The sequence below is a fragment of the Nitratireductor basaltis genome, from assembly GCF_000733725.1.
Classification (GTDB): Bacteria; Pseudomonadota; Alphaproteobacteria; order Rhizobiales; family Rhizobiaceae; genus Chelativorans; species Chelativorans basaltis.
In genome coordinates, this window is sequence record NZ_JMQM01000001.1 from 819,845 (window position 1) to 833,907 (window position 14,063).

Consider the following 14,063-nt stretch of genomic DNA (forward strand, 5'->3'; position numbering starts at 1 on the left):
CCATGGCGCGCGAATTTGCCAGTTTCGGGCGAACGGTCACGCCGACCCGCAAGGGTCTCCATCCCCGGGAGGCGCGTGCGATGCTGGAGCAGGGCCGGGTTTCGGCGAGTGGAATGCTAGCCTACGGCAATGGGCGTTCCTATGGCGACAGCTGCCAGAACAGCTCCAATTCGGTCGTCCTGATGCAGGAGGCGACGGCTCAGATCAGTTTCAATCCGGAGAGCGGATGGCTGACGGCGTCTTCCAGCGCGATGCTGTCGCAGATCATCGCGCATGCAGCGCCTTATGGCTGGTTCCCGGCCGTGGTGCCAGGCACGCAACATGTCACGTTGGGTGGTGCGATTGCCAATGATGTGCATGGCAAGAACCATCACCGCCGCGGCACATTCGGTTGCCATGTGGAGCGTTTCAGTCTGCTGCGCTCTGACGGAGTCGTTCGCGAATGCAGCCGGGACGAGAATACGGAGCTTTTCGAGGCGACTATCGGCGGAATGGGGCTTACCGGACTTATCCTGGATGCAACGATCCGGTTGATGCCCGTCGGGCATGCAGATGTGGAAGAAAGCGCAATACCGTTCGACAATCTGGAGGAGTATTTTGCGCTGGCAGTCGATGCGGATGCGCGAAACGAATATGCCGTGGCGTGGATCGATCAACTCGCCGGCGGCCAGTCGGTTGGAAGAGGTGTTCTCCTCGCGGCCAATCATGCCGCGGATGGCGGTGCGTTCAAGGCGGCGAAAAAGCCGAGTCTTTCCGTGCCTTTGCAGCCGCCTTTCAATGTTCTGAATCAATATTCGATAAGCCTGTTCAACAAGGCGTACAGGTTGAGCAAGCTGCGCAAGACAGGGCTCCGCCGCAGCACTTACAACAGCTACTTTTTCCCGCTTGATGGAGTGCGCAACTGGAACCGTCTGTATGGTCCACGCGGCCTCTATCAGCACCAAAGCGTCGTTCCCGAGGCGGCCGGTCCTGAAGTCATAGCCGCGCTTTTGAAAGCGGCTCAGGATGCCGGTCAGGCGTCTTTCCTGACGGTCCTCAAACGGTTCGGAACCGCGCGCTCGCCGGGCCTGCTGTCTTTTCCGAGTGCCGGCTACACGCTGACGCTAGATTTTCCGGCCCGAGGTGAGGACACACTCAACCTTCTTGAGAGGCTGGATGCCATCACGGTCGAGGCCGGAGGTGCGGTCAATCCCTACAAGGACGCCCGCATGAATGCCGAGGTCTTCGCGGCAGGCTTCCCGCAATGGCGCCGTCTGGAAGCATGGCGCGATCCTGCCTTCATGTCCGATTTCTGGCGACGTACCGCGATGGTTCTGGACGCTCGCGAGCGGATGCAGGAGGTCGCGGAATGACGGGGGCATCCTTTCCAATCGATGAATGCGAGCGGTCGAAATCTAACAATGTGCTGCACGCGATATTTGCATCCATCACTTATGACTTCGCGCAGGACCTACGGGGCGAAACACAATGAAATTCCTACCATTCATACTATTCACGGTGCTGACCAACGCGGCGGCCCAGCTCATGCTGAAATACGGCATGATGACCATGGGGCCCATCAGCTTTGCGGGCGTCAATCCGATACTGAAGATCCTCCAGATCGTGTTCAGTCCGTGGATTTTTGCCGGCCTGTCGGTCTTCGTGATCTCGATGGCGTCGCATCTCTACGTGTTGTCCAAGGTGGAGCTTTCCTTCGCCTATCCATTTCTGAGCCTTGCTTATGTGGCGGTGGCGGTCTTCGCCTATTTCGTCTTCCGCGAGGATCTCAACGCATATCGCATTGCGGGTATCGCGCTCATCTGCGTGGGCACCGTGCTCATCGCGCAGAGCGGCCGTGATGCACCTGAAAAAACGGCTGAAGCAGCCTACAAGTCGGAAAGGTCGGTGATCCAATGAGACATATCATTTTTGGTGGAGACGGGTTTGTCGGGCGTCATCTCGCGCCCAAGCTGGTTGCCGATGGCCATGAGGTCATCGTCGCGGATATCGTGAAGAGCGATCTGTCTCATTATCGTCAGGTGCAGTTCGTGCACTGCGACGTGACCGATCCGACCGCTGTCGAGGCGCTCGGCATGAAGGCTGACGACATGGTCTACAACCTGTCGGCCAAGATGCTGTCGCCGATCCAGGTGCGCGCAAAGCGTCACGACTTCTTCTATCCGGTGAACTACCACGGCACGGTCAACATCATCGAGGCGATGGACCGTGCGGGGGCGAAGAATCTCGTGCATTTCACCACCGACATGATCTATGGCCACACTGTCACCTATCCGATGACCGAGGATCATCCGGTCGCGCCGCTGGGTGAATATGGGCAGTCGAAGCTTGATACCGAGATCCTTGCAGCCGAGTGGCGCAAGCGTGGCATGAACATCTCGCTGTTCCGCCCGCGCCTCATCATCGGCCCTGGACGTCTCGGCATCCTGGAAAAGCTTTTCAAGCTCGTAGACATGAATCTGCCGGTACCGATGATCGGCTCGGGCAAGAACCCCTATCAGTTCATCTCGGTCTTCGACTGCGCGGAAGCCGCACGCCTTGCCTACAAGGCGGGGGTTCCGAACGAAGCCTATAATCTCGGTTCCATCAATCCACCGCCGGTGCGCAAGTTGCTCGGTGATCTGATCAAGCATGCGGGTTCGAAATCCTTCACGGTGCCCACGCCGGGTTGGGCGGTCAAGCGCACGCTCGACCTGCTCGACTGGATGAACATGCCGCTGATGGACCCTGAACAGTATCTGATTGCCGACGAGATGTGTGTTCTCGACGTCTCAAAGGGTGAGCGGGATCTGGGCTGGGTGCCTCAGTACAATGACGGCGACATGCTGATTGCCGCCTATGACGAGTATCGAGCGAAAAAAGCTGGCCAGACGGTCAGTGCCGAACACGTGCCGGCCGAGTAGGAGAGGGCAGATGACAGTCATGACCAAAACCAGCGAAATCGAAGCCAAACCCGTGGTTCAGGCGCCGGAACTTGCGCCTTCAGCAATCGCCAAGCCGCCGCTTCTATCCGTTGAGGACGCCAAGGAACTCAATGTCGAGCGGATGACGGACCTGTTCAAGGCCCATCTCAACCCCGGCCAATACCACTTCATGAAGCTTCTGGGTTTCCACAAGATAAAGGTCGAGTGTGCCGAGGGCATGTACTACATCGACCAGAACGGCCGGAAGATCCTCGACTTTTTCGGGGGGTTCGGATCGCTGGCCTTTGGGCACAACCATCCGCGCATTCTGAAGGCACGCCAGAAGTTCCAGGACGAGAAGCGGCACGAGATCGCTATTGCGTTCATGTCGCAATACTCGACGGCGCTCGCCTATAATCTTGCCGCCTGCTCGCCGGGTGACCTCGACATGGTCTTTCTCGGTTCCTCGGGTTCGGAAGCCATGGAAGCTGCGGTCAAGCTTGCCGAAAGGGCTGCCGGGCCGAAGCGTCCGAAGATCGTCTATGCGGAGAATTCCTTCCACGGCAAGACGAAGGGCGTGCTCTCGCTGACAGACGGTCAGCTCTACCGTGGCGAGTTCAAGCTCACCGACAACACGGTACGCGTTCCGTTCGGCGATATCGATTCTGTCGAGAATGCCTTCCGCTCTGATCCGGAAATCGGTGCCATTGTTCTGGAGACGGTCCAGGGCGGCGGCGGCATCATCTCCGCCGACAAGGAATACTGGCAGAAGCTGCGCGCGCTCTGCGACAAATATGGCGTGATATGGGTTGCTGATGAAGTGCAATGCGGTTTCGGTCGCACCGGACGCTTCTATGCCTTCGAGCACTATGACGTGGTGCCCGATATCACTGCTCTGGCCAAGTCGCTGGGTGCCGGCAAGGCTGCCGTTGGTGCGATGATCGCCAAGCGCGACGTCTACATGAAGGCCTATGGCACGCCGAAGACTGCCATGATCCATGCCATGGCGACTTTTGGCGGCATCGGTGAAGCCTGTGCGACTTCAATCGAGGGCCTCAACGTCCTCTATGACGAGCACCTGATCGAGAATGCCGAAGCGGTCGGCGGTTATCTCATCGAGCGGCTGAACGGCCTGAAGGAGAAATATCCGCGCATCATCAAGGATGTGCGCGGGCAGGGCTGTATGGTGGGACTCGAATTCCACGATTTCTCGCAGACACTTCCAGCCGTATTGCGCCCGGTGGTTGGAATGCTTGACGACAAGCTGAAAGGTTCGCTTTCCGGCTTTGTCGGCGCGCTGCTTCTTCGCGATCATGACGTGCTGGTGGCCTTCACCGAGTATAACCGCAACGTCATCCGGCTCGAGCCGCCGCTTATCGTGCAGCGTGAGCATGTCGATGCATTTGTTGATGCGTTCGACAAGCTGCTGGGACGCGGCGTGGTCGCGATCGTGAAGGATTTCGTCAAGAGCCAGATGGGCTGACGAGAAGATGTCCGAGGGGATGGGCAAGATGAGCATGAATGAATACACCATGATCGGGCGCGTGCTGACTGCAAGAGCGGCGGCCAGCTTGACGTCCACGCTTCTTGCTCGCCCACTACTCGACAAGGCAGCAGCGCTTTTCATGACGCTCTGCATCCTTGCGGTTGCTGCATATGGATTGTTGAAGCCGGATTACAACTGGGACATGGTCGCCTATGTGGCGACCGCTCTGGAGGACCGGATCGAGGAACCGCAGGCACTGCATCGCGAAACCTGGTCTCTGATCGAGCAGGGGGTAAGCGAGAATCAGGAATATCACCTCAAGTTCTCGAACCCCTACAATCTGAACCAGTGGGAAAATCCGCAGGACTTTCAAAGCCAGCTTTCGATGTACCGCGTGAAGGTTGCGTATGTGGCCCTTATGCGTCTGCTGGAACCGGTGACGGGGCTTGTATGGTCCTCGATCATTCTCAGTGTCGTGCCGAGCCTGTTGCTGGGGGCCCTGTGCCTTTACTGGCTCTGGCGTGCCGATGCGCTGCAGGGCGCGGTTTTCCTTGTCCCGCTGTTCCTGCTCACCGACTATTCCCGCATGACGTCGGCGGTCGTGCCTGACATGCTGCTTGCGTTCATATCCATGGTCGCGCTCTATGCGCTTTGGCGGGGCAGGGATGCGCTCGGGTGCCTCCTGCTGTTCGCCTCCGTCTTCGTTAGACCCGACAATCTCATCCTGATCTTTGCGCTTCTGATAGCTTCGGTCCTGTTCAACTGGCGATGGATCTATTTCCTGGCCACATTCGCGGCGGCATTCGTGGCGTGCATGCTCATTTCGAAGCTGGGCAATCACCCCGGCTGGTGGGCGCATTTCTACTTCTCCTGCATCGAGATCCAGAATTCCATGGCCGGATTTGCGCCTGACTTCTCGCCCTTGATGATGGTGAAGGGCTATGTGCGCGGCCTCGTCGTAGCCCTGCAGCACAATGATTGGCCCGCACTGCTTCTCGTGCTTTGCGCAGGCTGGGCGCTGCTTTCGAAATACGGCCTCATATCGGGCAAGCGCGTTCACGGTCTGGCTTTCGCACTCGCGATCGGTGCGCTGGGAAAATTCGCCAGCTTCCCACTGCCTGACGACCGGTTCTATTTCGTCTTCATAGCAGGGCTTGCAATGGTCCTCGTGGCAAGTTGGAAGCCAAGCTTCGAGGTGGCCCGCAGCGCCTGAATGGGGATATGCGGCCACTCACTCTCGCGATCGTGAGCGGATAGTACCGGCGACAGAAGCGGTTCCACTTGCCGCTGGCGGCTGGTGCCTTACAATCCGATGAATGGAACCGCCTCGAAAAACAGGCCATGCCGCGAAAGTTCTGGCGCTTTCGTTGGGGTTCCTTGCGCTGTCCGTTCCCGCCAACTCCCAGTCCGTGGTTGATGTCGAACTGGTGCTTGCGGTGGACGTGTCGCTTTCCATGTCTCCCGACGAACTCGAGATCCAAAGGCGTGGCTATGCCGAAGCGCTTGTTCATGACGATGTGCTCAACGCGATCCTGGGCGGCCTGCATGGTCGTATCGCAATCGCCTATTTCGAGTGGGCGGGAATGGGAACCCAACGGCTTGTTCTGCCCTGGACCGTCATTGCAAGCCATGGCGACGCCCGGAAGGTAGCTGAGACACTATCGGTCGATCCACCCGCGAGCGCACGGCGGACATCCATCTCGGGTGCGCTGGATTTCGCGCTGACGCTGTTTCAGGAAACCTCGTTCTCCGGGCTGCGTCGTGTCGTCGACATCTCCGGCGACGGGCCGAACAATCAGGGGCTTCCGGTAGATGAAGCGCGCGATGCGCTGACTTCGCGAGGCATCACGATCAATGGTCTGCCTCTCATGACGAATGGCGGGTTGACGACCCGCTTCGATGTGCGCGACCTGGATACGTATTATCAGGATTGTGTGATTGGTGGCCCGGGAGCATTCGTGCTGCCGGTCAATGACTGGGATCAGTTCGCCGAGGCAGTCAGGCGCAAACTCGTCATCGAGCTGGCGGGTACGGCTGGAGCCGAAGACGCGGTGAATGTCGTCAAGGTGCAGTCTTCTTCCTATGACTGCCTGATCGGCGAGAAGATGTGGGATGACCGCTCATGGCGCTGGCCCGCCCCCTGATGGTGCAAGGGGCGAGCAGTTCGTCCAGCTGTTCGGCTAGTTGATCAGAAACCCGTATTTCAGGCCGGCCATTGCGCCGGTTTCACCAGGCATCGTGCGCTGTAGACGCTGGCGTTCGGATCTGGCCTTGTCACGCGTGTGGCGGATGCCGCGTAGCAGCTTGAGCAATTTCATGGTCATTCTCCATACCGCCGGTATCCTCCGGGCCACGACGCTTTCCAGCGGTCTCCGCTTGTGGCCAATCCGGGGTGCTTTCAGCCTGATCGGATGTGCGACAAGCCCGGAGCGAGCAATGGGCGGTTTACTTGTGCGGCAGCTTTGCCGGCTTGCCCGTGCGTGCGACATCCAGCATGGCATCGAATTCACGAGCGAATGCCCAAAGCGTGGTAGCGATCTTCTTCACAAGGCCAAAAGTCATTTTACTGCTCCAGTTTTTGACCGTTTCCGCGACCGGCGCACCCTGTGCCAAACCATTATGTCAGGGCGCTGCGAAACCAATCATTGTGCTATTCAGGATTTCGTCGCCGTCCGAATTGCGAACTGCTCAATCAGAAATGCGACATGCTCCTTTCTTCGTGCCTGTGTGTGGTGAAGCTTTGCTTCAACCTTCTCATCCGCGAAGGCCGCAATCATCCCGGCTCAGATATTCGCGCCTGCCGGGCCAGCCGATGTCCTTGCGGATCTCCGGGGGCAGCGCGGCGACGAATTTTGCGGTGCGGCGGCGTTCCCAGTTCATGAAGAACCGTTGTAGGGACTGTGCGAGGTTGCGAGGGCGGGTCATCTCCATCTCCATTGGTTGCGTCTGGTGAGGTTCCAAGAACCGGATTGACTATGGCGCCGCGTTGATGTTCAATCAAACGCAATGGAATGATCTTAACATTCAGAGAAATTGAATATGAACGCGCCCCTCAATCATCCCATGCCGCTTCTGGAACTCGATGTGCTGCGCACATTCGTGGCGATTGCGGAAACCGGCAGCTTTACTGCCGCAGCGAATTCCGTGTTTCGCACGCCATCAGCCGTTTCCATGCAGATCAAGAAGCTTGAAGAGATGCTGGGGCGCAGCGTCTTCTCGCGTGACGCCCGGTCGGTGACCCTGACGGCTGATGGAGAGGTTCTTCTTGGCTATGCCCGTCGCCTCCTGGCCCTAAACCGCGAGGCGGTTTCCAAATTCGTTGCTGCCGATATCAGCGGTGTCGTACGTCTGGGTTCGCCCGACGATTATGGGGAGCGCGTCCTGCCAAGCGTGCTCAAGCGCTTTGCCCAGTCTCATCCCTCCGTCATGGTCGACGTGGTCATCGACAGCAGCATCAGCTTGCGAAAGCGGATGCATGCCAACCAGCTCGACATCATGCTTCTCACCTGCTCGGACCAGACAGATGTGAGCAATGTCGAGATCATGCTGACGGAGCCGCTCGTATGGGCCGGTGCCAAGGGAGGGAGTGCACATCTGCGCGAACCCTTGCCCGTGTCGCTTTGGGAGGACGGATGTGCCTGGCGGGGGGCGGCACTGAAGGCACTCGACGAGAGCGGCCGTGACTACCGTGTCGCATTCATGAGCGCCCATACTTCGGGGCAACGTGCCGCGATAATGGCGGGGCTGGCGATCGCGCCTCTGCCAAAATCGTTCATAGCCGATGATCTGGTGGAACTCGGCGAGAAGGATGGCCTGCCCGAGATCGGCAGATACTATCTGGGAATGATCGTCGCGCCTGATGCTTCGGCGCCGGTCAGAGCCGCGGCAGACCACATTCGCGCAACCTTCGACGAGTTTACGACCACCGGCACGTTCTGAGCCGCTCAGGGAACCGGCGACGCTGCTTGGCAATTACCTCCAGAACTAGCGCGTTCATGTTCCGAGGTATCGCCGTGGTTGCTCGCCCCGTATGGAAAGGCCAGTTGCGCCTGTCTCTCGTCTCCATCCCGGTGGAGATGTACTCTGCCACGAACCGGAAAGCGCGCATCTCATTCAGACAGGTTCACAAACCGTCTGGCAAGCCCGTCAGTTACCAGAAGATGGTGCAGGGCGTGGGGCCGGTGGACAGTGACGATATCTGGAAGGGCTACGAGGTCGACAAGGACGAGTATGTTCTGATCGATCCGGACGAGCTGGATGAGATCAAGCTCGAGACGAAGAAGACGCTGGAACTCGTACAATTCGTCGACATTTCCGAGATCCCGCCGATCTATTTCGACAAACCCTATTTCCTGGCACCTTCGGATGAACTTGCCGAAGATGCGTTCCGCGTGGTGCGCGATGCGCTGCGCCAAACAGGCAAGGCCGGTCTCGGGCAGCTTGCCATGCGCGGGCAGGAGCATCTTGTCGCCGTGCGTCCCTGCTCCTCGGGGCTCCTTCTCGAGACACTTCATTATGAAGACGAGATCCGGAAGACCGATCCGTTCTTCTCTTCCATTTCCGACAAGAAGGCGGACAAGGAGCTTCTGACGGTTGCCACCGAACTGATCGAGCGCAAGACGGCAGAGTTCGATGCCGCCGCGTTCAAGGATCACTATGCGGATGCGGTCCGGGCCCTTGTTGACGAAAAAGCGGGCAAGCACAAAAAGAAGGCGCCCTCTGCAACCCCGTCGAAGCGTCCGGAAGGCGAGAATGTCATCGACCTGATGTCCGCGCTGAAAGAGAGCCTTGAGAAATCGGGCAGCAAGAAGAGCAGTGCCAAGCCAAAGCCCAGCCGTCCGCGCAAGAAATCCGCCTGAACCACATGGCTCGCAACGACCCCGACACTCTGCTCAAGGATTACAATGCAAAGCGCGACTTCACCCGCACGCGCGAGCCTCAGCATGCGGAAAAGGGGAGTGACGGCGAGGAGCTGTCTTTCGTAATCCAGAAACATGATGCCACCCGCCTGCACTATGATTTTCGTCTCGAATGGGAAGGTGTGCTGAAGAGCTGGGCTGTGACCAAGGGGCCGAGCCTCGATCCGTCCGAGAAGAGGTTGGCCGTGCGTACGGAAGATCACCCGCTAAGCTATGGCGGTTTCGAAGGCACGATCCCGGAAAAGGAATATGGCGGGGGAACGGTCATGCTGTGGGACCGCGGCGTGTGGGAGCCTGAAAGCGACCCGGCGAAAGGCCTCACGGACGGCAAGCTCACCTTCCGCCTGAAGGGTCAACGCCTGACCGGCACCTTTTCGCTGGTGAGAATGCGGTCACGCAAGGGCGAGAAGCGGGAAAACTGGCTGCTCATCAAGGCTGATGATGAAACTGCGAGCCGACGCGGCGATGTTCTGAAGAAGCATACCAAGAGTGTCGCCAGCGGACGAACCATGGCGGCGATTGCAAAGTCCGGATCCGAGTGGCGTGAGGAGGAAAAGCAGGAGGAGCAAGCTTCAGGCAAACCGGAGCTGTCGGGAAAGTCGCGTCCGATCCCGCGTTGGCGGGAGCCGCAGCTTGCCACGCTGGAGCAAGATCCGCCGGAGGGCGACGAGTGGCTGGCCGAGATGAAATATGACGGCTACCGCGCGCTGATTGCCATCGGAAAGGGTGGGGCGAAAGTATTTACCCGCAATGGCAAGGACTGGACCGACAAGTTCAGGCACATTGCCGAAGCCGCAGCACGTCTTCCCACTTCGGGCACACTGCTCGACGGAGAGATCGTGGCCTATTCGAGCGGTCGAACGGATTTCTCAAGTCTTCAGGCCGCGATCAAGGCGGGTGGCGACATGTCATGCTTCGTATTCGACCTCCTGCAGATCGACGGGGCTGACGTGACCGACAGACCGCTGACGGAGCGAAAGGAGCGGCTGGCCGCGCTGATGAAGCACGCAAAGCCGCCGCTGGCCCTGTCGACAGACATTCGCGGGCACGCGGCCACCGTTCTGGAGAAGCTGTGCGCTGGTGGACATGAGGGCATAATCGCGAAGCGGGCGGATGCACCCTACCGGTCGGGACGGAACAGGAGCTGGCTGAAGGTCAAATGCTCCAGGCGGCAGGAGCTGGTGATTGGCGGATTTTCGGCGAGCGACAAAAAGGGCCGTCCCTTCGCTTCGCTGCTTTTGGGTGCATATGAAGGTGATAGGCTCGTTTATCGCGGTCGGGTCGGCACAGGCTTCAACGAGGATGTCATGGAAGATCTGGCCGGTCTCTTCGCAAGGCGGAAACGCAAGACATCGCCATTTCACGGAATGCCTAAAGCCGCGGCCAAAGGCGCGCATTTCATCACCCCGGATCTCGTGGCGGAGATAGAGTTCGCGGAATTCACTGCCGATGGCATGGTGCGCCATGGAGCATTCAAGGGGCTTCGGCAGGACAAGGATGCCAAGGCAGTCTCGATCGAAACTGCAACAGAAGGCGAGGGCGCAGCCATGGAGCATGAAGGGCGAACGGAAATCGCCGGGATCAAGCTATCGAGTGCTGACAAGGTGCTGTTCCCCGCCCAAGGGGTGACCAAGGCCGATCTTGCCGCACATTATGAGCGGGTGGCAGACCGGATGTTGCCTCTGATTGGAAACCGTCTGTTGAGCCTCGTGCGTTGTCCCGATGGCAGGACCGGCCAGTGCTTTTTCCAGAAGCATGGGGGCAAGGGCTTTCCGGAAGCCTTCAAGCGCATGATGATCGAGGAGAAGGATGGGGAGAAGGCCGAGTATCTTTATGCGGACGATCTTTCCGCCCTGGTGGCGGGTGTGCAGATGGGCAGTCTGGAGTTTCACATATGGGGCTCGAAAACGGACCGTCTTGAAAAACCCGACCGTCTTGTCTTCGACCTCGATCCCGATGAAGGCCTGGACTTCAGCAATATACGTGACGCGGCTTTCGATGTTCGGGATCGGCTGAAGGCGCTTGGCCTGAAGACCGTTGCGATGGTTACCGGCGGCAAGGGTATCCACGTGATTGCGCCCCTTGAACGCCGCGCTGAATGGCCGGAGGTGAAGGAGTTTGCGCGCGGTTTCGCCAAATGGCTTTCTGCCCAGGACAGGGAGCGCTATCTCGCTGAAGCCTCCAAAGCGCGTCGCAAGGGGCGCATCTTCATCGATTGGCTGCGCAATGAACGCGGTGCGACCGCCATTGCTCCCTATTCCGCGCGATCGCGGGAGGGCTGTCCCATCGCCACCCCGGTCAGCTGGAAAGAGCTTGAAGGGCTTGAGCGTGCCAATGGATTCGGGATCGCCGACATGGCTGAGCGCCTGAAACAGCCGGACCCTTGGGCCGGGATTTCTTCATGGCGGCAGTCCATCACCGCGGCAATGCGCAAGGCCGTAGCGGAAGATTGAGATGTCAGTGGAACAGCGCGGCTGCAAGAACGCTGGCCGCGCCGATCACGAAGCCGATCACCGCAAGGGACAGCAAGCCGCTGGTCACTGCCACCGCAAGCAGGATGCCGTCGCGCTCCGACAGAGCAAGGCCCACCAAAGCGCATGAAAATGCGGGAAACCAGTTTCCGAACGGAATGGGCAAGGTGACGGCGATCGCCAGGACCAATGCAATCGTGCCGATGATACGGTCCGCATGATTGCGCGCGAATGGCCAGTAGCGAGGGCGTATCAGCCGTTCGATCCACTTCAACCGCGGCAGCATCCTGACCGTGAGATTGCGAAACTTATCCGCGCTGATCGATTTCCGTAGCACGAATTGCGGAAGCCAGACGGTACGGCTCCCAGCCACCATCTGCACGCATAGAAGCAATAGGGGGATGCCGAGAATCAAGGTGCTGCCGGGCGGCAAGGGCAGCATGTTGAGGCAGGAAAACAGCACAAGCAGCGTGGCAAAGCTGCGGTCGCCAAGAGCGTCGCGCAACTGTTCGACCGTGACTGTGCCTTCGGCCTTGTCCGCGAGTTCTTCGAATATACGGGACAACCGGCGCGGAGCGTCCGCTTGAGCCGTCGTGCCCGAGACCATGTCCAAACTCGTTTCCTCCGCCTGCGCGCGCAGGCTTTCCTGCGCCGGCATATTGTCCATTCTCGGGTTAAACCTTCATGACAGGCTTAGCAGATGTCACTGCCGACGAAACTCCAATATATCAAGGAGCGACTCCCGATAAGGTGCCGGAAACTCGATCCACCAGTGATCTGCCGCGCTCATGAAGGCAAAGCCAGCCTGATCACTTTCCGGCCCACTTCCATAATCGGGGGCGGGATCGCCCGCAACATGGTAGCTGCCGAGATATGCAAGTTTGTCCTCACCAAGCGTGTAGAAACGCCCAGCGGTCCGTTGCGAGCCGGAGGTCTTTTCAAGGCGCCATTCGTCGCCGCTTATCTCGCAGTCAAACCAGTCATAGATCACCAGCGGAGCGGGACCGCCGAGCTTGATTGTCCTGCACTGCCACTCGCCTGAAATATCCGCTTCGGCGATTGCAATGCGCTTCAGGTCGAGGATGGTTGTCACTTGCTCGAACTCGTCGGCCCTATCGGTCGTCTTGGCCATTTCCAGCGCCTTCGCCTTGATCCATTCGTGACCGTCGAGTCGCGCTGCATCCCGGTATGTGACTTGCCCCAGCATCGAACCTTTGCCGATATCGCTGATCTCGTGTTCCAGCTTTGACTGCGTCAGCGTCTGGCTGACCGGGGATTGACCCTGAGCTGCAACCGTAAGCGAGAGGGTGGCGACCGCCACCAGGAAAGGAATGCGCATCTGAAACCTCGGAAATTTCAATCCATCTGCTCCTAGAGAGCTATTGCTGCGAGATTGTGTCGTTGTTCCTGTAGTGACGCGGATCGAACCTTTTCCCCCGTCTGTGCGTTTCAGAAACGCAGCAACTGAGGGATTTCGAACATGAAACTTCGCACTTTCTCACAGATCATAGTCGTGCTCGGCAGTCTGGGCCTCATCGCGGGCTGCTCCAACACCATCCGTGGCGTGGGGCAGGATACCGCCAATGCCGTAGACGCGACGCAGAACGCTGGTCAGAACGTGGCCCAGGCCGCAAGATAAACCATCTTGCTCTGACCGCCATTTGCGGGCCGCCGATCACTTCGGCGGCCCGTTTTAGGTTGTGTAAATGCATTCGATGCAATTTAAAATGGTTTTAACCTGATTGGCGCTGTAATCAGTGGTAGAAAAATCGCGGGGGCTACAACAACAGGAACTCGCGATGAGACAAGGGCTACTGATTTTCGCATCCATTGCTCTGCTATTGTCAGGGCGTAGTTTTGCGGCGGAAGGAACTGTTACCTTCAACGGCACCGTTCTGCCTTCCTGCCTGATCACGATCGGCACGCCCGGCACGCTTGCAGCTGATGCCAGCTACTCGCAGATAAGCTCGAAGAATGTCGGCGGTATTGCAGGAACTGCATCCGTGGTGGCAACCGCCCCCACATTCTCTCTTTCAACAACCGCACCCGTCGCCTTTACCAGCGCTCCTGCCGGGGGCGGCGACGATGTTACCTTCGCTTCCACCTACAGTACCAATGGCGTGACTTCGGTCACGGATGTCGCGGGCGGTGTTGCCACGCAGCTGGGCCTTGGTCTGACAAATGTCGACGTGGATCTGACAGCGACGAAAGCGAGTGGTGCCTTTCCCGCCGGCAATTATGTCGCAGACGTCACGATCACCTGTGAGTAGCGCGTGATGTGGCGGGG

At 58.8% G+C, this 14,063-nt stretch carries 15 protein-coding genes; 11 read left to right on the forward strand and 4 right to left on the reverse strand.

Going from position 1 to position 14,063, the window contains the following annotated elements; translation table 11 throughout:
* Positions 1–2: 2 nt before the first annotated feature.
* From EL18_RS03880 to EL18_RS03905, 6 genes are all read left to right on the forward strand, one after another.
* The gene (locus EL18_RS03880; protein ID WP_036479968.1) at positions 3–1,352 is read left to right on the forward strand and encodes an FAD-binding oxidoreductase; all 1,350 of its coding nucleotides are present in this window, start codon (positions 3–5) and stop codon (positions 1,350–1,352) included.
* Between the two features lie 115 nt (positions 1,353–1,467).
* Entirely contained in the window at positions 1,468–1,896 is a 429-nt protein-coding gene (locus EL18_RS03885; protein WP_036479971.1) for an EamA family transporter, read from the forward strand.
* A complete protein-coding gene (locus EL18_RS03890; protein WP_036479974.1) occupies positions 1,893–2,900 on the forward strand; it encodes an NAD-dependent epimerase/dehydratase family protein in 1,008 nt (335 codons plus the stop codon). Before EL18_RS03885 ends, EL18_RS03890 begins: the two co-directional genes overlap by 4 nt.
* A 10-nt stretch (positions 2,901–2,910) precedes the next feature.
* A complete protein-coding gene (locus tag EL18_RS03895) occupies positions 2,911–4,383 on the forward strand; it encodes an aspartate aminotransferase family protein (protein ID WP_036479976.1) in 1,473 nt (490 codons plus the stop codon).
* Positions 4,384–4,411: 28 nt separating this feature from the next.
* The gene (locus EL18_RS03900; RefSeq protein ID WP_152552952.1) at positions 4,412–5,599 is read left to right on the forward strand and encodes a hypothetical protein; all 1,188 of its coding nucleotides are present in this window, start codon (positions 4,412–4,414) and stop codon (positions 5,597–5,599) included.
* A 103-nt stretch (positions 5,600–5,702) separates the two neighbouring features.
* Positions 5,703–6,530, forward strand: a complete 828-nt coding sequence (locus tag EL18_RS03905; protein ID WP_036479981.1) for a DUF1194 domain-containing protein — start codon at positions 5,703–5,705, stop codon at positions 6,528–6,530.
* A gap of 36 nt (positions 6,531–6,566) precedes the next feature.
* Here EL18_RS03905 and EL18_RS18045 read toward each other — a convergent pair whose 3' ends face one another.
* Both EL18_RS18045 and EL18_RS17910 read right to left on the reverse strand, forming a co-directional pair.
* Positions 6,567–6,704 carry a hypothetical protein gene (locus tag EL18_RS18045; RefSeq protein WP_200875497.1) on the reverse strand — a complete coding sequence of 46 codons (138 nt, stop codon included), beginning with the start codon at positions 6,702–6,704 and terminating at the stop codon, positions 6,567–6,569.
* A 436-nt stretch (positions 6,705–7,140) separates the two neighbouring features.
* Positions 7,141–7,311: a hypothetical protein gene (locus EL18_RS17910; protein ID WP_161781969.1), complete on the reverse strand. Its 171-nt coding sequence runs from the start codon at positions 7,309–7,311 to the stop codon at positions 7,141–7,143.
* Between the two features lie 114 nt (positions 7,312–7,425).
* Between EL18_RS17910 and EL18_RS03915 the strand changes: the two genes are divergently transcribed.
* From EL18_RS03915 to ligD, 3 genes are read left to right on the forward strand one after another with little or no spacing between them, the layout of a single operon-like run.
* Positions 7,426–8,325, forward strand: a complete 900-nt coding sequence (locus EL18_RS03915) for a LysR substrate-binding domain-containing protein (protein WP_036479984.1) — start codon at positions 7,426–7,428, stop codon at positions 8,323–8,325.
* Between the two features lie 56 nt (positions 8,326–8,381).
* Positions 8,382–9,245, forward strand: coding sequence for a non-homologous end joining protein Ku (gene ku, locus EL18_RS03920; protein ID WP_244444508.1), 864 nt, complete (start codon positions 8,382–8,384; stop codon positions 9,243–9,245).
* Positions 9,246–9,250: 5 nt separating this feature from the next.
* Positions 9,251–11,758, forward strand: a complete 2,508-nt coding sequence (ligD, locus tag EL18_RS03925; protein WP_036479986.1) for a DNA ligase D — start codon at positions 9,251–9,253, stop codon at positions 11,756–11,758.
* Positions 11,759–11,762: 4 nt separating this feature from the next.
* Here ligD and EL18_RS03930 read toward each other — a convergent pair whose 3' ends face one another.
* Together EL18_RS03930 and EL18_RS03935 are read right to left on the reverse strand one after the other, a co-directional pair.
* On the reverse strand, positions 11,763–12,443 hold the full coding sequence (locus tag EL18_RS03930; RefSeq protein ID WP_244444509.1) for an exopolysaccharide biosynthesis protein: 681 nt from the start codon (positions 12,441–12,443) through the stop codon (positions 11,763–11,765).
* A gap of 36 nt (positions 12,444–12,479) precedes the next feature.
* Complete coding sequence (locus EL18_RS03935; protein WP_051913752.1) at positions 12,480–13,115, reverse strand: DUF4893 domain-containing protein; 636 nt, start codon at positions 13,113–13,115, stop codon at positions 12,480–12,482.
* 141 nt (positions 13,116–13,256) lie between these two features.
* On the opposite strand from EL18_RS03935, the gene EL18_RS03940 reads away from it, so the two are divergent.
* Positions 13,257–13,415 (forward strand): entericidin domain-containing protein, encoded by a 159-nt coding sequence (locus tag EL18_RS03940; RefSeq protein WP_036479988.1) that lies wholly within the window; start codon positions 13,257–13,259, stop codon positions 13,413–13,415.
* Positions 13,416–13,575: 160 nt separating this feature from the next.
* A complete protein-coding gene (locus EL18_RS03945) occupies positions 13,576–14,046 on the forward strand; it encodes a hypothetical protein (protein WP_036479990.1) in 471 nt (156 codons plus the stop codon).
* Positions 14,047–14,063: the final 17 nt, after the last annotated feature.